At 52.1% G+C, this 18,902-nt stretch carries 15 protein-coding genes; 9 read left to right on the top strand and 6 right to left on the bottom strand.

Going from position 1 to position 18,902, the window contains the following annotated elements:
• The first annotated feature begins 45 nt into the window (after positions 1-45).
• Entirely contained in the window at positions 46-1,245 is a 1,200-nt protein-coding gene (gene bshA, locus QA596_08480; protein MDG5767495.1) for an N-acetyl-alpha-D-glucosaminyl L-malate synthase BshA, read from the top strand.
• A 125-nt stretch (positions 1,246-1,370) separates the two neighbouring features.
• Here the strand turns inward: bshA and sucC are convergent, their stop codons facing one another.
• A complete protein-coding gene (gene sucC / locus QA596_08475; GenBank protein ID MDG5767494.1) occupies positions 1,371-2,579 on the bottom strand; it encodes an ADP-forming succinate--CoA ligase subunit beta in 1,209 nt (402 codons plus the stop codon).
• 291 nt (positions 2,580-2,870) lie between these two features.
• Between sucC and QA596_08470 the strand changes: the two genes are divergently transcribed.
• The 3 genes from QA596_08470 (at position 2,871) to QA596_08460 (ending at position 6,548) form a co-directional block, all read left to right on the top strand.
• Positions 2,871-4,757 carry a PAS domain S-box protein gene (locus tag QA596_08470; protein ID MDG5767493.1) on the top strand — a complete coding sequence of 629 codons (1,887 nt, stop codon included), beginning with the start codon at positions 2,871-2,873 and terminating at the stop codon, positions 4,755-4,757.
• 245 nt (positions 4,758-5,002) lie between these two features.
• Complete coding sequence (locus QA596_08465; GenBank protein ID MDG5767492.1) at positions 5,003-5,437, top strand: response regulator; 435 nt, start codon at positions 5,003-5,005, stop codon at positions 5,435-5,437.
• Between the two features lie 64 nt (positions 5,438-5,501).
• The gene (locus QA596_08460) at positions 5,502-6,548 is read left to right on the top strand and encodes a histidine kinase dimerization/phosphoacceptor domain -containing protein (GenBank protein ID MDG5767491.1); all 1,047 of its coding nucleotides are present in this window, start codon (positions 5,502-5,504) and stop codon (positions 6,546-6,548) included.
• A 122-nt stretch (positions 6,549-6,670) separates the two neighbouring features.
• Here QA596_08460 and QA596_08455 read toward each other — a convergent pair whose 3' ends face one another.
• A complete protein-coding gene (locus tag QA596_08455; GenBank protein ID MDG5767490.1) occupies positions 6,671-7,399 on the bottom strand; it encodes an HAD family hydrolase in 729 nt (242 codons plus the stop codon).
• Positions 7,400-7,776: 377 nt separating this feature from the next.
• Between QA596_08455 and pyrR the strand changes: the two genes are divergently transcribed.
• The 3 genes from pyrR to QA596_08440 all read left to right on the top strand — a co-directional run bounded on the left by pyrR (position 7,777) and on the right by QA596_08440 (position 11,553).
• Complete coding sequence (gene pyrR / locus QA596_08450; protein ID MDG5767489.1) at positions 7,777-8,337, top strand: bifunctional pyr operon transcriptional regulator/uracil phosphoribosyltransferase PyrR; 561 nt, start codon at positions 7,777-7,779, stop codon at positions 8,335-8,337.
• Positions 8,334-9,281, top strand: coding sequence for an aspartate carbamoyltransferase catalytic subunit (locus tag QA596_08445; protein MDG5767488.1), 948 nt, complete (start codon positions 8,334-8,336; stop codon positions 9,279-9,281). Before pyrR ends, QA596_08445 begins: the two co-directional genes overlap by 4 nt.
• 184 nt (positions 9,282-9,465) lie before the next feature.
• Entirely contained in the window at positions 9,466-11,553 is a 2,088-nt protein-coding gene (locus tag QA596_08440) for a hypothetical protein (GenBank protein MDG5767487.1), read from the top strand.
• Between the two features lie 3 nt (positions 11,554-11,556).
• On the opposite strand, the gene QA596_08435 is transcribed toward QA596_08440, so the two are convergent.
• The 3 genes from QA596_08435 to QA596_08425 are packed head-to-tail and all read right to left on the bottom strand — an operon-like array spanning position 11,557 to position 15,154.
• Positions 11,557-12,783: a glycosyltransferase family 4 protein gene (locus QA596_08435; GenBank protein MDG5767486.1), complete on the bottom strand. Its 1,227-nt coding sequence runs from the start codon at positions 12,781-12,783 to the stop codon at positions 11,557-11,559.
• A gap of 28 nt (positions 12,784-12,811) precedes the next feature.
• Positions 12,812-13,957 (bottom strand): hypothetical protein, encoded by a 1,146-nt coding sequence (locus QA596_08430; protein MDG5767485.1) that lies wholly within the window; start codon positions 13,955-13,957, stop codon positions 12,812-12,814.
• A 36-nt stretch (positions 13,958-13,993) separates the two neighbouring features.
• A complete protein-coding gene (locus QA596_08425) occupies positions 13,994-15,154 on the bottom strand; it encodes a glycosyltransferase (GenBank protein ID MDG5767484.1) in 1,161 nt (386 codons plus the stop codon).
• Positions 15,155-15,574: 420 nt separating this feature from the next.
• Between QA596_08425 and QA596_08420 the strand changes: the two genes are divergently transcribed.
• Complete coding sequence (locus QA596_08420; GenBank protein ID MDG5767483.1) at positions 15,575-16,564, top strand: NAD-dependent epimerase/dehydratase family protein; 990 nt, start codon at positions 15,575-15,577, stop codon at positions 16,562-16,564.
• A 204-nt stretch (positions 16,565-16,768) separates the two neighbouring features.
• Positions 16,769-17,533 carry an FkbM family methyltransferase gene (locus QA596_08415; GenBank protein ID MDG5767482.1) on the top strand — a complete coding sequence of 255 codons (765 nt, stop codon included), beginning with the start codon at positions 16,769-16,771 and terminating at the stop codon, positions 17,531-17,533.
• Between the two features lie 68 nt (positions 17,534-17,601).
• Here the strand turns inward: QA596_08415 and QA596_08410 are convergent, their stop codons facing one another.
• Entirely contained in the window at positions 17,602-18,900 is a 1,299-nt protein-coding gene (locus QA596_08410; GenBank protein ID MDG5767481.1) for an oligosaccharide flippase family protein, read from the bottom strand.
• Between the last annotated feature and the right edge of the window lie 2 nt (positions 18,901-18,902).

Raw genomic sequence — 18,902 nt, 5'->3', positions numbered from 1 at the left:
CATGTTACAAGAGGTGACCGCCAGCCGGATTCCGGCAGGCCGCGGATGTCTCTTTTTGCGTATCTTAAGGCAAAAATCACTACTTCTCGTATTTCCTATTCCATGAATATCGGTATCGTACTATATCCCACCTACGGCGGCAGCGGTGTAGTGGCCACAGAGCTGGGCAAAGGGCTGGCATCACGCGGCCACAACGTCCATTTTATCAGTTACGCCCGCCCGATGAGGCTCGACGAGTTTCATGAAAACATAACGTTTCATGAGGTCACCTTTTCGGCCTATCCGCTGTTTGAGTATCCTCCCTATGACCTTGCGCTGGCAAGCCATCTGGTGGATATTATCACCTATCAGAAGCTGGATCTGCTGCATGTACATTACGCGATTCCGCATGCCACTTCGGCCTATCTGGCGAAACAGATCCTGGGTGAAGCCGGTCAGAAAATTCCGGTGGTGACCACCCTGCACGGTACCGACATTACCATTGTGGGCAGCGACCCGAGCTACACGCCGGTCGTGACCTTCTCCATCAACAAAAGCGACGGGGTAACGGCCGTATCCGATTATCTGAGAGATGAAACCTACAAGCGGTTTGAAATTGAAAAGAAGATCGAAGTCATCCCCAATTTCATCGATCTGGATCGGTTCAGGAAATCGGAACAAAGCCATTTCAAGAAAGCACTGTGTCCGAACGGCGAGAAAGTGCTGGTGCATGTGAGCAATTTTCGGGAAGTGAAGCGGGTCAGCGATACGGTGGAGATTTTTTACCATGTGTTGGAACAGGGAGTGAAGGCGCACCTGCTGCTGGTGGGAGACGGACCTGACCGCCAGAAGGTGGAGACGCGCTGCCGGGAGCTGAAAATCTGCGACAAGGTTCGATTCCTCGGGAAGCAGGAGAAAATTGAGGACATCCTCTCCATTGCCGACCTGTTTCTTATTCCTTCCGGATCGGAGACGTTCGGCCTGGCCGCGCTGGAGGCGATGAGCTGCAGCGTACCGGTGATCAGCTCCAATATCGGAGGGCTGCCGGAACTGAATCTCCATGGGGAGACCGGCTATCTCTGCGACCTTGGTGACACCGAGTCGATGGGCAAGTATGCCGTCTCTATCCTGAGTGATGAAGAGCTCCAGAGCAAATTGTCAGAGAATGCCCGAAAAAGGGCCGAAGTGTTTGAGCAGTCTCTGGTGATCAACCACTACGAGACGTTTTACAAGGAGGTTATGCAGGAGATGGAGGTTCGGGCCTGAAGCAACACGGGCCCTGGAAGCAGTACGAGCTTTGGAAGCAGTACGGAACTCAATCAACACCAATCTCAAGAGGCACGAGTCTCAAAAAAAGCAATTCAGGCAACACGGGCCCGGACGCGTGTGATTTATGCTCCGATGGTTCGGGTCACCTCTTCGGCGGCCTCTTTCAGCAATACCGCGGAGATCACATTCAGTCCGCTTTCGTCGATCAGTGCTTTTCCCTCTTCGGCATTGGTACCCTGAAGGCGAACGATCAACGGGATTGTTTCCAGTTTCCGTGAGATCTCGGGATCTTTGGCCGCTTCGATGATGCCGTTGGCCACACGGTCGCAGCGAACGATACCACCAAAAATATTGATCAGAATCGCCTCCACATTGGGATCTTTGAGAATGATTCGGAAACCGTTGCGAACGGTATCCACATTGGCGCCACCGCCGACGTCGAGGAAATTGGCAGGTTCGCCGCCCGCCAGTTTGATCATATCCATGGTGGCCATGGCGAGTCCGGCCCCGTTCACCATGCATCCGACGTTACCGTCCAGTTTGATGTAGTTGAGGCTGGATGCGGCGGCTTCCAGTTCCAGCGGATCTTCCTCCGATTCGTCGCGCAGCTGAGCGATTTCAGGTTGGCGATAGAGCGCGTTGTCGTCGAAATTGATTTTGGCGTCAAGCGCCACTATGTCGTTGTCGTCGGTGAGTGCCAGCGGGTTGATCTCAATGATGGATGCGTCGGTGGCTTCAAACGCCTTGTAGAGTGCCCCGATAAACTTCACGGCCTTTTTAAACGGTTCTCCGCTCAATCCCAGCGCGAAAGCCAGTCGGCGCGCCTGGTTCGGTTGCAGAGGCAGGCCGGGCTCCACCCATTCCTTGACGATTTTATCCGGTGTTTCGGCGGCAACCTTTTCGATTTCGACTCCCCCTTCCGTTGAGACCATAATCACATTCTGGTTGCGGGTGCGGTCCAGCGTAACACCGACATAATACTCCTTCCGGATGTCCACGCCATCGGTGATATAGAGCCGTTCCACCTTTTTCCCGGCCTCGCCGGTCTGCACGGTAACCAGTGTATCGCCCAGCAGCGATGAAGCCGCATTCTCAACCTCCTCTATCGTCCTGGCCAGAATCACTCCCTTGGCGCCGGAGGATTTCGTCCGCCCCTTCCCGCGGCCACCGGCATGAATCTGCGCCTTGACGATAAAAAGAGTTGCGCCCTTTGCCTTTAGCGTTTCGGCCGCTTCCACAGCTTCATCAATAGTGAATGCGGAAATTCCGTCCGGGACGGCAACCTGATAGGATTTCAGAAGCTCTTTGGCCTGGTATTCGTGGATATTCATGGAGACATTGATTTAGGGGGAAACGTATATAAAACTGATGATGCGGGCTCTAAATTACAAAGATTAGGCACCGATGTCAGAATAATCTGTTTGCTGACAAATCAAGTTGCTACTGATCATTCATTTATGTTCTTTGTACTTACAATAGGTTTAACAGGGTTCGGCGTTCATGCTATTGCGAAAAAACTGCGTTGGCAGAGAGCAGCGTTCGCGGTGCAGCACCCGGTTATCTTGCAATAATTACAATATCTGTGTTCTGCTTGTGCAGGCCGAGCGGGAAACCGGCCATGCATGAAATCATTGAGTTGGGTTATGGATGAGTTGCGCAAATACCACCTGTTTCGTCTCAATCCTCTGAATATTACCCTGATTTATCTGGTGCTGGGGTTTTTGTGGATCGCTTTTTCCGACCGGGTACTGGAGCAGATGGTGGATGACCCGGCGACCCTGACCCGGTTGCAGACCGGCAAGGGATGGTTCTACGTAACCGTAACGGCCGTTCTGCTTTATTTCCTGGTCAATCGCTACAAATTCGGGATTACCCATCTGCGCTCGGCTTATGCGCGCACATTCCGGCAATACAGGGAACTGCTTGAGAATGGAAACCAGATTGTTGTAAGGGTGGATAAGGATACCCAACTGCACTATGTCAACCCGAAGCTGGTAATGGAAATGGGGTACCGGCCCGGGGACGTTCAGACGCTGGATGATATTGAGGCCCTCATTCATGAGAACGATCGACAGCGCTTCGGGGAGATAAGAAAATTTATTGCATCACCGGATGAAAATAGACGCAAGTGGCAGCTGCGCATCCGGCATAGAGAGGAAAAATGGCGATGGTTTTTGATCATTGCCGCCGATGGCAGGGCGCTGGCCAATGTGGAGAGCTGCCTGCTATTCATTCGGGATATCCATGACGAGAACATATTGTATGAACAGCTCAGAGAGGCCAACGAACGTTTTGAACATCTCTTTCAGGAGGCCCCGGTTGGTTATCACTCGCTGGATAACAAGATGATGTTCATTGATGTCAATTCTGCGGAACTGGAAATCCTGGGCTGCAGGCGCGAGGAGGTGATTGGAGTCAAATCTCTGGCCGACTTTCTGGAAGGTGATGATCTCGAAGCGTTTGAAAATCACAAAAAGGAGATTGTTGAAAAGGGGGCCGTTAGAAACCGGTACTATGACATCAGGAGAAAAGACGGAACCGTTCGGTCGGTGATTCTCAACGCGAAAGGTTTTTTTGACGAAAGCGACCGGCTGGTCTACACCATCGGAAATATTCTGGATCTAACCGAAAAGCTCAAGGCCGAAAAGGAGCTTCACGAAGCGTATGATGAGCTTCGCAGCTTGAACGCCACACTGGAGGACAAAGTCAGGGAACGGACCCGCGAACTTGAGGCCGCCAACAAAGAGCTGGAGGCATTCGCCTATTCTGTGTCGCACGACCTCAGAGCGCCCCTGCGCGGTATTGACGGGTTCAGCAAGGCGTTATTAGACCAATACAGTGATACCCTTGATCAAAAAGGGCGGGGATACCTGAAGCGGGTCAGGTCGGCCTCCCGTAAGATGGGGGAACTGATCGATGACCTGCTTGCATTGTCACGGATCTCCAGAACCCCGTTGAACACCGAAGTCGTCGATCTCGCCGAGCTGATCACAGAAATATTTGAAGCGCTTCGGAAGAATAATCCGGAGGCGGATGCCGAGCTTATTCTAAGGTCTCAGGAACAGCAGAATGACAGCGCCAGCGCACACAGTATGGTCGGTGACTCGTCGGATAGCTCGGGCAATGGCAGGCTACACGCGATGGAGGTAGCGGGAGACCGCCGGCTCCTGGAAATCGTTTTTCAGAATTTGATTGATAATGCGTGGAAGTTTTCATCCCGTCGGGAGAAAATCGTCATTGAGGCGGGAGTTGACCGGATAGACGGAGATAAGGTGTTCTATGTCAGGGATCACGGGGCCGGTTTCAACATGAAATATTACGAAAAACTCTTTGATGTATTCCAGAGACTGCATACGCAGCAGGAGTTTCCAGGTACAGGCATCGGCCTGGCCACGGTTCAGCGAATCATCAACCGCCACAGCGGAAGGGTCTGGGCCGAATCGCAGCCGGATAACGGAGCGGTGTTCTATGTGTCGTTTCCGGACGCCAGAGAGGTTACGATGGATTAAAACCCCTTCTGCTGTAAAAAGCAGGGTTTGCGGTTACCAGTGAAATTCCGGGGAATAAAAAACCGACGCTGTGTTCGTGCCAGCGACCGGCCCTGAGTTGGAAAGAACCGGCAGTCGATAAAAACCCTGATTCAAAATTATGGCCTTGTTTTTTTATGAAAATATTCTAATAATCAAAACAGGGTAAGGGTTGTATTTTAATCATCTTTGATCAAGAGCAAATTTCAGCCTGTCAGGCAATCATCATGGAAGTTGATAACCGACATATACTTCTGGTAGAAGACAATCCCGATGACATTGAGCTTACGCTTATGGCATTGGAGCAGAGTAATATCCTGAACGAAGTGGTGGTGGCCGAGGACGGCGAAAAGGCTCTGGAGCTTTTGCTTCCCGATAACGGAGGCGCACCCGACAACGAGCTGCCTGCCGTGGTTTTGCTTGATCTCAACATGCCCAAGGTAGGCGGACTGGAAGTGCTCCGCCGGGTGAGGAAGAACGAGCGCACGCGGAAGTTGCCGGTTGTAATTCTGACCTCCTCGAAAGAAGATCAGGATATCATCAGGGGATATGAACTCGGAGCAAACAGCTACATCCGTAAACCGGTTGATTTTGAGAACTTTGTTGAGGCCGTCAGGCAGCTGGGGTTGTATTGGCTTGTACTTAATGAACCTCCCTCATGATTCCCTGCCTTGCACACTTCAACGGGCCATCTCCATGGTACCCGGAACCCATTTGTGAAATAGTATGTCAGGAACCCAGCCGATAAAAGTCCTTCTGGTGGAGGACAACGAAGACGACGCCGCCCTGATCCGCCTGGAGCTGGAAAAAGCGGGGTATGATGTGCACATGGTGCGGGTGGAGACCTCCGATAGCCTTATTGAGGCGCTTGACCGGGAGCAATGGGATGTTTTGATCAGTGACTACAACCTGCCCGGATTCGACGGAATGACAGCGCTTGAGTTGGTCAGAAGCCGGGATAACGACATCCCTTTTATACTGGTTTCAGGTACGGTCGGAGAGGAGTTTGCCGTGGAAGCGGTGATTGCCGGGGCGAACGACTACGTGATGAAAGACAATCTCAAACGTGTCCCGGTGGCCGTGCGACGGGAAGTCAGAAACAAGCGCCTGCGTGACCAGAAACGCGAAGCGGACGATAAAGTCCGGGAATCTCTCCGGGAAAAAGATGTGATGCTCAAGGAGATTCATCACCGGGTGAAGAACAACCTGGCGGTCATTTCGGCCCTGCTGACGATGCAGTCCGACTATGTCGAGGATGAGCGATCGCAGGAGCTGTTCATGGACAGTGTCGGCCGGATCAAGTCGATGGCGCTGATCCATGAAAAGCTGTATCAATCGGAGTTGCTGGCCAAAATCGAGATGAAAGACTATCTGCGTGAACTGGCCGATACGATTGAGCGCACCTACCAGAGTGGAAACGCTGATATTCGACTGGAACTATCGACCGATGATACAACCATGGATATCACAAAAGCCATCCCCTGCGGCCTGATCGTCAATGAGCTGCTTTCCAACGCGTTCAAACACGCGTTCACCGGAAGGGAAAAAGGCAGGATTCAGCTGAAGCTGAAAAAAAAGGCCGGCCGGGATCACTGCTGTGAATTGCAGGTGAGTGATGATGGCATTGGAGTTCCGCAAGAGGCGATTACCGGCAATGGATCATCGCTCGGTTATACCATTATCCAGGGGCTGGCAAATCAGATATCTGCGGATCTGAAGGTGGAAAACCATGGAGGCACGACCGTTACCCTCTGTTTCGACTCCTGCCCCTAGCATTATTTCCGTGAGCGGGGATTCGCACTTCCAGGAGGAAGCTGCAAAGCAGCATGAGGGCTTCTTGTGATGCCCATCTGATGCCGATGGACCCGTCTGGAGTCGCTGACCAGCACTTCCACTCAAATCTCGGAGAGGACAATATCGGAAACCAGATTCCATTTGTCGCAATGGAAATCGGCGGTTGTATTCTCGCTATCGGGCGTTGAAAAACCGGTATACAGAATCGATTTCATGCCCATCGCTTTTGCCCCTTCAATATCGGTTCGTTGCATGTCGCCTATGTGCCAGGAGGATGCCGGCCGGGATGACGTCGCTTCCAGAACATGACTATAGGCCGTCGGATGCGGTTTGCTGACACCCAGCTCATCACTAAAAGCGAAGGCACTGAAATAGCGTATCAGGTCCAGTTTTTCGAGATACCGCCTGAGAACCGATCCGGGAGAAAACCTGGTATCCGAAATGATAGCCAGGTGGTAGTAGCTGCTGATTTCAGCCAGCGCCTTGTCGACTCCCTCCGCTGGCTTCGGCGGACCGGCAAAGAAGGACTCCATAAAAGCTTCCACCAGTTCGCTCTGTTCAGCGGGTGTGGCCGGAACCTTTAGAGCTTCCAGCATGTGCCGGACCAGCTCCGCCGTGGTAAGCGTTCGCTGCCGGTCGATCCATTCCGCATCGAAACGGCGGGTGACGGCTTCGTTCGCCTGCTGTATGGCCGCATCGGACGGTACCATCCCATGCCGGTTTGATATGTCACGAACCGCATCCAGACGCATCTTCTGCCGTTGCTCACCGTTGCTGCCGGCATCCACGAGTGTGTTCCAAAAATCGATGCTTACCATTCGGTTGTTCATGTTGTAATAAGGTCTGTGGGTTTGGTTACGGATTTGGGTTATCCTGGATCCGAAATGTCACAACGGGTCTAGGCCCCGGTTCAGGAGAAGAAATTCCATCACGCGGGAGTATATCCGCCGAGACATCCTTCATCCATATCATTGCGGCGGAGTGCTGTTTTTTTCACCCGAACACGAACAAAGAAAAAGGATCTATCATTCGCTCCGGAAATCCTGATTTAATTCCGGGATCAGGGAACCGTTTGTCAATGTGCCCGGTGAGTGGTAATTTACCCGGCAGTGCAGCAACCGTTGCCCGAAGCCAAACCCGAACGGTAATCCGGCGGCAGTGCAGGAGGTCGGCGGCAGACCCCGGGCAAAAATTTGCAAAACAGCCAATGAGCGACTTGAAGTCACAGATCCTGCTTACGGGTGAAGATCTCGACCGCACCTACATGCGGTTGGCTCATCAGTTTGTCGAGCCCTTTGACAAGCTGGACACGCTGGCTATCATCGGGATGCAGACCCGCGGCGTGGATATCGCCCGGCGTATCAACAGCTACATCGCCTCTTTTTTTTCAGTGGACATCCCTATGGGGGTGCTGGACACCACCTTTTATCGCGATGATTTCCGTACCAGGATGCGGATGCCGACCGTTCAGATCACTGATATTCCGTTCGATCTGTTCGGTAAGGATCTGGTACTTGTGGATGATGTGCTTTATACCGGACGGACCGTTCGCTCGGCCATGGACGCGCTGATGAGCTTCGGCCGCCCGGCCAGTGTCCGCTTCTGCTGCATGGTAGACCGCGGGCATCGTGAGCTGCCGGTTGCCGCCGATTACGTCGGATTGTACGTGCCGACACACCTGAATGAGGAAATACGGGTAGAAACCATGGAACAGGACGGCAGAAACGCTGTTCTTGTCGTAAAAAAAGAGAAGGAGCTGCGAACGTGACCATCCCTGAAGAAGGATCATATCATTTTCCGCATCGCCATTTGCTTGGCCTGAAAGACTATTCCGCGGAAGATATTCTTCATGTTCTTGACCAGGCCGAATCGTTTCTGGAAATCCTCAACCGCCCCATCCCGAAAGTACCGACCCTTCGAGACAAAACCATCGTCAATCTGTTTTACGAAAACAGTACCCGGACCCGCATCTCCTTCGAGATGGCCCAGAAACGGATGGGTGCCGATGTGGTCAATTTTTCCAGCAGCTCCTCGAGTGTCCAGAAAGGAGAGACGCTGAAGGATACCATCCGAAACATCGAGTCGATGAAAATCGATATGGTCGTGGTACGGCACCCGAGTCCGGGTGCGGCCCATTTCATCGCCCGGTGTGTGGACGCGGCGATTTTGAATGCCGGTGACGGTGCGCATGAACATCCTACCCAGGCGCTGCTCGATATGTTTTCGATCCGGCAGAGGACCGGCAAGCTGAAGGGGCTGAAGATTGTCATTATCGGAGACATTACCCACAGCCGGGTGGTGCGATCGAATATCATCGGCCTGACCCGCCTGGGAGCGGAAGTGACTCTCTGCGGACCACGAACCATGATGCCGCTGTTTGTTGAGGAGCTGGGGGTCACCGTATCACACGACCTGGAAGCCTGCCTTGAATGGTGTGATGTGGCGATGGCGCTGCGCATCCAGCTGGAACGCCAGGAGGGGGGCCTGTTCCCCTCCCAGCGTGAGTATCATGAACAGTTCGGCATCAAAAAACGCCATCTCAAAGAGTTCCCGCAGTTCACAATAATGCATCCGGGTCCGATTAACCGCGGGGTAGAACTGGAAAGCGAGGTGGCCGACCACCCTCGGTCCATTATCCTGAATCAGGTGACCAACGGCCTGGCGGTTCGCATGGCGGCGCTCTATCTGCTTTCGGGCGGGAAACGGGGGTGATGCCTTGCTATGTGTTGTTGCCGGATAGCTGCCAAATGTGATGTTGTCGCTGCAGGATATCACCGCTGCCGATACCTTATCATTGTTGTAAAAAGATGAGAGCCTCCGGCTGACACTCCGGGACACGACCAAATCCTGTCATGTGAGTTAACTCCGGCCATATGAATCTTAATGGATAAAACATATGAAGACCGTCCTCGCATTTCTTCCGATACTGTTGACTGTTCACCTGGACAGCCATGCCCGACAAATTGTGATCCCGGATAATGTAATTGGCAAATGGGATAACGTCGGGGCAAAATCATTGACCCCTGACCGGTTTGACTCGACATTTACGATTGACTGCGGACCCGGATTCGATCGGGATCATCGGGAGGTCATCCAGCAGGCCATTGATGACGCTGGTGAAGCTTCCGGCACAAACAGGGTCCATCTGATTGGGGAATGCGCCGTTTACGGCAACCTTCAGCTGGTGGGCGGCCGCCATGACCATGTGTATGTGACGGGTGACGGGCCCGGCGGTACGCATTACCGGTTGAGTGAGGGGCCGGCAACCGTAGTAAGGTTCATGAATATCAAAACCGACACGGTGGAATACCGGGTGGATGAACTTCACTACAATTTTTCAGCCGGTTTTGTCCTCTACGGTCCGCAAAGGGAGAGGAGCCTGGGGGTCATTGAGCGTTTTGATCCCGGGAGCAATGAAATCACCTTATCACAGGCGGCGGCGGTTTCGAAAGGTGATCTGCTTGTGCTGCGTGCCACAAGCGTATCCGGACCCGACGGCTCCATCTTCGACCACCTGGGGCAGATGAACATCGTCCGTGAAGCAGGTGACAGCACCATCGTCCTGGAAAACGACTTTCGCCTGACATGGGACCATCACCGGGCGCAGGACAATGGCAACGATATTCAGGTCTACCGGGTGCCGGCACCGTTGCGCAATGCCGGTATATCCAATTTGGGCATTATCAACGATCTGGAGGGGTTCGAGGACCGGCCGTCCTTGTGTGATACGCGGGTGTACCCGGATGCGGCCGAATGTCCGCAGCATGTGAGCCATATCACCCTGTTCATGACTAAAAACATCCACATCCACAATATATACAGCTACAAACCCCTGAGCCGGCATGTGTACATGATGCGCACCATGCACAGCACTATCGAGGGGAGCTTTTTCAATGATGCCTACTACACAGCGGGATACGGAGGTGCGTACGGCTATGGAGTGGACATGCGGCACTACTGTACGCTGAATCTGATTGAGAACAACATCTTTCGCCATCAGCGCACTTCCATGAACCTGGGGACAGGCTCGCATAAAAACGTTTTCGCTTACAACTACTCAAGGGAGGCTTTTGCGCTGACCGGAAATATCAATCGTTCCGACCTGCGCTTCAGGAATCTCTCCGACAGCGGCAATCTGTTTGAGGGAAACCGGGTCGACCGTATCAGGATCGATGCTTTCCACATAAGGGGGGGATTGGACTCGTTCAGCTACCGGAACACTGTGCTTCGCAACCATTCGCGCTACAGTTTTCTGGAAGTTCAAGAAGGCAGAGAGATCAATTTGATTGGAAACGAAGCGAGATTACGCAACACCGATCCGGAGATGCTGGCCATGGAGGTGTACGGGTTTGATGAGGAAGACAATCCGATCTCCCACAATGCACTTGAGTCACCGGATTTACCCCGGTTGCATCTCCAAATGTTGTCGCTTTATCGCTCCGGCAAACCGGAGTATTTCACCCGGCCCGTTGCTGCGGCCACGTCAGACACAGCCTTTGCGGCAATCGATTCGAACACTTCGGATCTTTCACACAACGGGGAGCATTCCGGCACCACTGAAAATCAGCATCCTCAGGATGATCCGGATGATGGTGTTGTGGAATATTCGTGGCCTCCGTTTGGTCCCTCCGCCGACCTGAATCCGGATGCCGAAGCGGAATTGTCTGCCGGTAGCCTCCCTGCCAGGGAGGTATACTGCCGGGCCTACGAGGAGTTCATCAATCCGGGCTACCGGTGCGGGGAGCGGAGGGTCAATGCCTATGCTTTCATTGAAAACGATACACTGCATATGCCGAGGAGCTTTGAAGATGCGGTAGTGTACATCGCGGATGGCGTGGTGGTTACCTTTGAGGGGCCGGTTACCTTCCGGAACAGCCGGGTGATACTGGGGATGGAGGCGGACATCAATTACGCTGAGGGTAGCGAAGTCAGCCTAATGAATACCACTATCAGCGGGAGCGAATCACCTCCCGATTTTCAGTGAAACTCAAGAAGTTCGTGTTGGTTGGGCTACTTTGTCCAGCACATCCAGCATTTCGGATGCCAGCTTTTTGCGATCGAAGGCCCGGGCCAGTTTTTTGCCGCCTTCGCCCAGGCGATGCTGCAGCTCTGGGTCACCGGCCAGTTGTTTCACCCTGGCGATGAAATCCTCGGTGTTCTCCGGCTCGAAATAGAGACCGGACCCGTGCTCTTCCACAATCGAGCGAGCCTGTCCGTCCACTCCGAGCAACATCGGTTTGCCCATGGCTCCAGCCTCGAAGATTTTTGAGGGAATCACCGTTTTGAATGTTTCCGTTTTTATGAGGGGCGCCAGTGAGGCATCAACGAGGGCCAGATAGCGCGGCATGTCATTTTTTGGCACCGGATCCAGAAAAGTGACGTTATCCAGTCCGAAATCTTCGGCAAGCTGCATGGTGTGCTTTTTCATGGCACCATCCCCGATGAAGATGAAATGGATGCTGGTGTCCTGCAGCTGCACAATAGAACGGATCACAAAATCAAGGGCGTGTGCCATGCCATGTGTTCCGATATAGCCAATCACGAACTTTCCACCCAGGCCCATTGAATCCCTGAGGTCGCCGGAGTCCGTTCCGGGGTCGAACAGTTCCAGGTTTGCTCCATTTGGAATCACTGAAATTTTCTCCTCCGGAATGCCTCGCCCGACAAGATTATCACCAAATGCATAGGTATTGGGTATGATGTGATGAGCTTTTCTGTAGAGGAAGAGTTCGATTTTTTCCAGAAAACGGTAGAGGAAACCGTCGTGAATGGCACCGACACTTTTTATCGATTCCGGCCAAAGGTCACGAAGCTCGAAAACCCAGGGTTTCCGTTTGATCAGGGAGAGGGCAAACCCAGTCCATGTGGTAAAAAACTGGGGTGATGTGGCAATTATGACATCCGGCTTTTGAGTCAGGCCGGCAAAGAATGCACTCATGGCGAAACTCATGTAGTCAACGGTGCGGCGTACAAAACCCTCGTTAGGCGTGATGTACGACCAGACCCTGATGACGTCAATCCCTTCAATACGTTCTTTCCTGATGCGCTGATTTTTGTACCCTTCATACACCTTTCCTTGCGGAAAATTCGGAAAGCAGGTAATGACGGTCACATTGGCGCCCATTCGCACCCATTCCCTGCAATGCTCATAGGTCCGGGTAGCCGGGGCATTCACCTCCGGCGGAAAATTATCTGTTATAAACAAGATCCTCAAAATCCCTTACTCCGATTCGGATTTGTAATCAGGTGGCGAAAGTGTTGTCCTGATTAAGGTGATCGTTTCCGGCATCCGAAAAGTGGATGATCTCTTCAATTTCGGCGTCCTGGGAATCCCAGCTGAACAATCCCGAGATCGATTCGGTGTTGCGCCTGAAATCTTCATAATGGGTGTTCATTTTCCGGATGCCATGAATAATTTCGGTGCTGTCTTCACCGAAACCGGATAGCTTGACACCACAATGGTATTTGTCAATGACTCGTGCCAGGGGTGGGTTGCCGCCAACCAGAACAGGGATGCCAAGTTTCAGGCTGTGATACAGCCGGTTGGGGGCGCACAGGTAATTATTCATATTTTTGTTGGTGTAAAAAACGAATGAATATCGGGCTTTGGACAGATAGTAGTCGAGATACATGCTCGGCTTTTTTCCAAGTACCAGAATATGGTTGTCAAAGTCCCGTATCGCTTTTCTGGCCCTCCTGTACTCTTCGTTTTTATCGCCTGGAACAATCAGGCACTGCTTTTCTTCCACGCAGGCTTTTGCAAGCGCCATGAAATTTCTCATGGGGTGTGTTGCACTTTGGCAATAGGCAAAGGGGCGGCCATCCACAAATTGTTCAAACTCAGCGTCCCGGAACGAGGTATCCGGCTTTTGCTCATCACGCATCGGGAAATTTTCCAGCACCCGGAAGTTCGGGATAAGGCCGTTGCGAACCATGTAACTTCCCCTTTCCTCATTGGCTGTGATGACGACATCGGCCAGATCGGCGGAGCGCCGAAAGTACTTTTTGAGGTAAGGCCTGTTGAAGAAAGCGGGGGGCGGGAGTTCGTGCAGGTCCCAAATGATCCGGGCTCCCGACCTCTTTTTCAGAAAAGGAATCAGAAAAACCATGATGGGGTCATGCAGCCAGATTCTGTCATAGTCCCTGAAGGGAAACTGGAAAATCAGACGAAGGAAAAGCTCCGCAATTTTCATCAGCTTGACCGGAACCCACTCCCGGTTTGGAATAAAAAACCGCGGATTGACGATCGTTGCATGTCCGACCGGATTCTTCGACCGGGTTTCCTCGGATGCAAAAATGGCAATGTCCGAAATCGACAGGTTGCCCAGGCTGGCTACCTCTTTCCTGATTCGCTCGTCGAAATCAAGTGAAGAGGTAAATATGATCATCAGGAGCTTCATGGGATTCTCAACTTGCCGGGGCTGTCATACCCCGCTGTGGATGGTGCTTTCATACATGCGTCCGATATCGTGGATGATTTTCTCCGAGTCAAATTTCTTTTTGATGCTGGAGCGGATGGTTTCCTGCTGCAAGCCGGTTCTTCCGGCTAAAATTTGGCGGACAGCATCGGCAATCTGGCCGGGGGAGTCGACATCCACCAGAAGGCCGTTATCTTTCGTGAGGATATCCTCGGGCCCCCCGCTTTTTGTGGCAATGACCGGTTTGCCGCATGCGATTGCCTCGGCAGCCGCTATGCCGAAGCCCTCCCTCCGGCTGGGCATGACTAGCAGATCGCATGCCTTGAAATAATCCGGAATGGTATCGTGGCTTGCCGGCGGATGCAAGAGGATGTGGTCAGATCGGCTAATTCGGGAGATGATGCTCCGGGAATAGGGGCTGTCCGGCACATTGCCGATGATATGAAGCAACAGGTTCTCCATTTGAAGCATTTCCATGGCGTCCAGGAGCACATCTACTCCTTTTTCGTGGCTGATATTTGCCACACAAAGGAGATGCTTTTTCGTCGGATCCCAGTTCATGCTGCGCATGGCCGATTCCCGTGACTCAGCAGGGGCAAACATGCCGAAGTCGATCGGGTTGTAGGTGACCATGAGCCGTTCTTCCAGTTCCGGTAAGGCATGCTGTATGTCCTTTTTGAGTCTGGTGCCGACGGTCAGAATCTTGTCCGCTGCAAAAAGTGATCTTTCAAGCAGTTCTCTGAGTTTCGGCCTGTTTCGGGTATTGTACCAGTCGCTGCCGTGAATCGAGAGAACCACGGGCACGTCAAGCGATTTCCTGATGGCCGGGATTGCAAGTCCGTCAGGGTAGAGCCAGTGAACATGAACCAGGTCGGGTTTTTGATGTTTCAAATAAGCCGTAACCGCGTGCGAGATGGTGCGCGTGACCAGATGCGGAAAACGGCCGCCGGGAAACGACAGGTAACGCAAGCGAACGGCTTCACCTTCCGTGATGAAGGGGCTGTGGGTATAGGACCATTTTTTCGTAAACGGGATGGCTCTTACCGTAGGTACCACCATTTCCGAATCAAATAGTTTACTCAATCCGAGGAAATAGGACCGAATAAACGTTCCGCTGGCAGGATGGCTGCGGTTGGGATAAAGATGGGAAATGACGGCAATTTTCATCTGTTAATAATATCCGATATCACTTCGTGATCTTCGATTTTTTATATTAGATAGAATAACATGACCGTTTCTTAGTCGTGCGCTTGTGTGTCCTGGCACCAGCCCGGTCATGATCATTTCATGTTAAAGATAAGAGCTGGCATGCTGGCTTGATCAGCAGGATCAAAATTTACTGAATAATAGCGAGAACAGTGAATGAATCTGCAGCTGGTCTGAAGCCGGAAGTTTCTTTTCGGTATATCAGGCAGGTCATTACGGGAGCAGGTCGTTGGAAAGTCTGAAACCATTACTGGATATCCAGCGGACCAAAATAAAAAGTCTCGTGTTTCAATGTTAAAAGACGTAATTTTACACGTGTCCGAAATGTAAATAATTTGCTTTGCATATCAGCATAGTCATCATTTCCCGGTATTATTACACATGATTTCGCTTATTGGAGGCGCCGGATTTATTGGAACGCGGTTGGCTCATCGATTGCGGCACTCGGAAAAGGCGTTTGACATCCTTGATATTGCGACGAGTCCGGATTTCCCGAAGGAAACCACCCGGGTGGATATCCGCTCAATGGATGCGCTCAGAAAAGCTGTGCCTGAAGGGTCGCTGTTGATCAATCTGGCAGCTGTCCACAGGGACGATGTCCGTCCCATATCCCTCTACGATGAAGTCAATGTGGAAGGGAGCCGGAATATCTGCCAGGTGGCGAGGGAAAAAAAGTGTGAGACCATCGTCTTCACCAGTTCTGTCGCGGTGTACGGATTTGCCCCTCCAGGGACCAGGGAAGATGGTGAAATTCGCTACTTCAATGACTATGGGCGCACCAAATGGCTGGCTGAGAAAGTCTACCGCGAATGGCAGCAAGAAGATCCGGAAAACCGCACTCTTGTAATTGTCCGTCCAACGGTAGTTTTTGGGGAACAGAACCGGGGAAATGTCTACAACCTTCTCCATCAGATCGCATCCGGAAAGTTTATGATGGTAGGCAGCGGCAGGAACATCAAATCCATGGCCTATGTCGAAAATGTGGCGGCATTTCTTGAATTTGCATCAACACATTTCAAGCCGGGGATTCACACCTATAATTACATTGACAAGCCGGACTTCGACATGAATTCGCTTGTTTCCAGCGTCAGGGGAATCCTTGGTATGAGCAAGGGGGAAGGTATCCACTTGCCCTATGCTCTAGGCTGGCTCGCCGGTTTTTTCTTCGACGTGCTTTCCCGTGTTACAGGAAAGCCATATACCGTAAGCTCCATTCGAATCAAGAAATTTTGCGCAACCACCCGGTTTGATTCCTCCGTTTCCGAAACGGGGTTTGTTCCGGAAGTACCCATGGAGAAGGGATTGGAAAAGACTGTGCGTTACGAGTTCATCGAGGATAACACAGACAAGCCCATTTTTCATACCGAATGATGGAAGGCTTAAAAGCAGCCTCGTTAGGCCAACGATATCAAGCCATATCGTTTGTGCAGCAGATTGTATCCATGTTAATGTGACCGTTTTAGCATCATGAAGTCAGACATTGTGGCAAATTTCAGGAAGAGATGGATCGGTCTGCTTGGCCGGGCTTTGCGGGCGACACCCAATTTCCGGGGTAAATCCCGATTATCCGGATTTTTGCTGAGGAAAACCGCGGTGAAGCACGATCTGGAATATATCGTGCCGCTTCGCAGGAGCAATCAGGTCATCGTCTGCCGGCTCAGAGACTGGATCCCCTGGAATATTTTCATACACGGCTGCTACATTACGGAGTCCGGGTACGAGTCGTTCATGCTCGAAAAAGCATCCGGCTCGGAAGTCATTATGGATGTCGGAGCCAATATCGGCTATTATTCGGTCCGGTTTTCCGCATTGACTGACGGGAATGTCTACTCTTTTGAACCCATGAGCTACCAGTATTCGGTGCTGAAAAGAAATCTGGAGCTTAACAGAATTGATAACGTCATCCCGGTGAAACGGATCGCCTCGAATACCGGCGGCGAAAAACGGATTTATTACTCCGGCTCGGATAATACAGGCGCCTCTTCAATGGTCAAGGAATCCGGGGAGTACGAGGATATTCAGGCTATTACTATTGATGGTTTTTGTGATGAGCAGAAAATCACACGGATCGACCTGATGAAAATCGATGTCGAAGGACATGAGATGGATGTGTTGCGGGGCATGTCCGGTTGCCTGCGGCGACAGAGTGTGCGCCATCTGTTTGTTGAGATCAGCGGAGAAAATCTGAAAAAGTCAGGGAGTTCCGTGCAGGAGCTGTGCACATTTCTGAAAGCGTCGGGCTACCATCCCCATTCGATCAAAACGGGAAAAATCGGGGAATACCGGATTGGGGACGACGAGTCACTGGTATATTTTACCGTGCCGGCCGCCGGCCGATGAAGTAGCCGGAAGAGCGGGTGAAGTAGCGCAACAGCTGCAATGCAATGGAGAGCTGAAGGCCTGTGCTGTCAATCATCCGCGGTTACGCTGTCCGTATCGCACAGGGAAAGATACCAGTAAATATGATATAGCAGTACGACTACTCCCGTTGCCGAATAGAGGGCCAGCGACACCAGGAACATGTCGAGCCATATCCCTGAAAATATGGCAAGAACACGCAGCAGAAGTGAAAAAAGGAAGAGGATGAATGCCTGTTTCTGGCGCTCGTACAACAGCGGTATGTAGCTGAGCGGTTGTGTGATAAACGTCAGGTAGACATAGGGAATGAGAATACGGACATAATCACCTGTTACTGCCCATTCGGAACCAAGGATATAGCCGAAGACGGCGGGACCGGCAAGAAAGAGCAATCCGAAGGGAATGATGCCGATTGCTGCAAATAACAGCAGCATTTTAACCACATACGACCGGACATCGGCTTGTTCGTGTTTTTTGTCGGCAAGCCTTTTTCCGAATACCTGCCCGACTGCGGCGGAAACAATTTGGACGGGAGCATAACTGGCGCGGAAGGCCATTGCGTAAAAACCGGCAATCGCATCCGAAAAGAAGGTGATAAACAGGATAACCGGAAGATTGCTCGAGATACTGTTTACGAGGGCGTGTGGGGCGTTGTACTTTGGATAGCTTATGAATTCGGCGGCCGCCTTTTTCAATTCCTCCGGCTTGACCCGTTCCAAAAAGCGGGGCACCTTTCGCTGCAAAGCGGTAATCAGCCATCCGGCAGAAATGATTACACCGACTGCCTTTCCGATGATGAGTCCACCGACGCCCCAGCCGGAGATCCCGCCGAGGGTCTGTACGGCGGCCGTTGTGCCGGTCTGAGTGACCTTTCCGGCGGCTATGGAGTGGTACTGCTTATTCCGGTTAAGGGCAAAGCTGAAAGCCATGAACAATCCCTGGGCCGTTACGGTAACCGGAAGAAGCCAAAGCCAGGGTTCCAGCAGCGGCGCGTTAACGGCCCTGGCCACCTGGCCTCCAAAAAAAAGCACAACCAGGGCCAGTACAATTCCTGAAAGGACAGAGAGAGCTCCTGAGAGGTACAGCAGGTTGGTCCCGGTGCGGTCGGATTCGGGCATGATGATGCCGAACTCATATCTGCCGCCCGCAATCACGGAAAAAATTGTGAACAGGGAGACGAACGCGGCCAGAATTCCAATTTCACCGGGAGCATACAGGCGGGTGAGCACCGGGATGATCAGCACCGGGATGATTTGTGCGATACCGGTACCGGTCATCATGACGGCTGAGTTCCTGATGAATTCGGAACTCCGAATGCGATTCAGAGTGGAAGTCAGCCTGGGAAACATGA

The sequence above is a fragment of the Balneolales bacterium ANBcel1 genome, from assembly GCA_029688905.1.
Classification (GTDB): Bacteria; Bacteroidota; Rhodothermia; order Balneolales; family Natronogracilivirgulaceae; genus SLLW01.
This window is presented reverse-complemented; position numbering and strand designations above follow the sequence as displayed.

Excerpts from the sequence above, each read along its gene's own strand:
- QA596_08425 (MDG5767484.1), bottom strand. The coding sequence starts at position 15,154 with ATGAAAATTGCCGTCATTTCCCATCTTTATCCCAACCGCAGCCATCCT.
- QA596_08440 (MDG5767487.1), top strand. The coding sequence starts at position 9,466 with ATGAAGACCGTCCTCGCATTTCTTCCGATACTGTTGACTGTTCACCTG.
- sucC (MDG5767494.1), bottom strand. The coding sequence starts at position 2,579 with ATGAATATCCACGAATACCAGGCCAAAGAGCTTCTGAAATCCTATCAG.
- QA596_08455 (MDG5767490.1), bottom strand. The coding sequence starts at position 7,399 with ATGAACAACCGAATGGTAAGCATCGATTTTTGGAACACACTCGTGGAT.
- bshA (MDG5767495.1), top strand. The coding sequence starts at position 46 with ATGTCTCTTTTTGCGTATCTTAAGGCAAAAATCACTACTTCTCGTATT.
- QA596_08460 (MDG5767491.1), top strand. The coding sequence starts at position 5,502 with ATGTCAGGAACCCAGCCGATAAAAGTCCTTCTGGTGGAGGACAACGAA.
- QA596_08430 (MDG5767485.1), bottom strand. The coding sequence starts at position 13,957 with ATGATCATATTTACCTCTTCACTTGATTTCGACGAGCGAATCAGGAAA.
- QA596_08465 (MDG5767492.1), top strand. The coding sequence starts at position 5,003 with ATGGAAGTTGATAACCGACATATACTTCTGGTAGAAGACAATCCCGAT.
- QA596_08470 (MDG5767493.1), top strand. The coding sequence starts at position 2,871 with ATGAAATCATTGAGTTGGGTTATGGATGAGTTGCGCAAATACCACCTG.
- QA596_08420 (MDG5767483.1), top strand. The coding sequence starts at position 15,575 with ATGATTTCGCTTATTGGAGGCGCCGGATTTATTGGAACGCGGTTGGCT.
- pyrR (MDG5767489.1), top strand. The coding sequence starts at position 7,777 with ATGAGCGACTTGAAGTCACAGATCCTGCTTACGGGTGAAGATCTCGAC.
- QA596_08410 (MDG5767481.1), bottom strand. The coding sequence starts at position 18,900 with ATGTTTCCCAGGCTGACTTCCACTCTGAATCGCATTCGGAGTTCCGAA.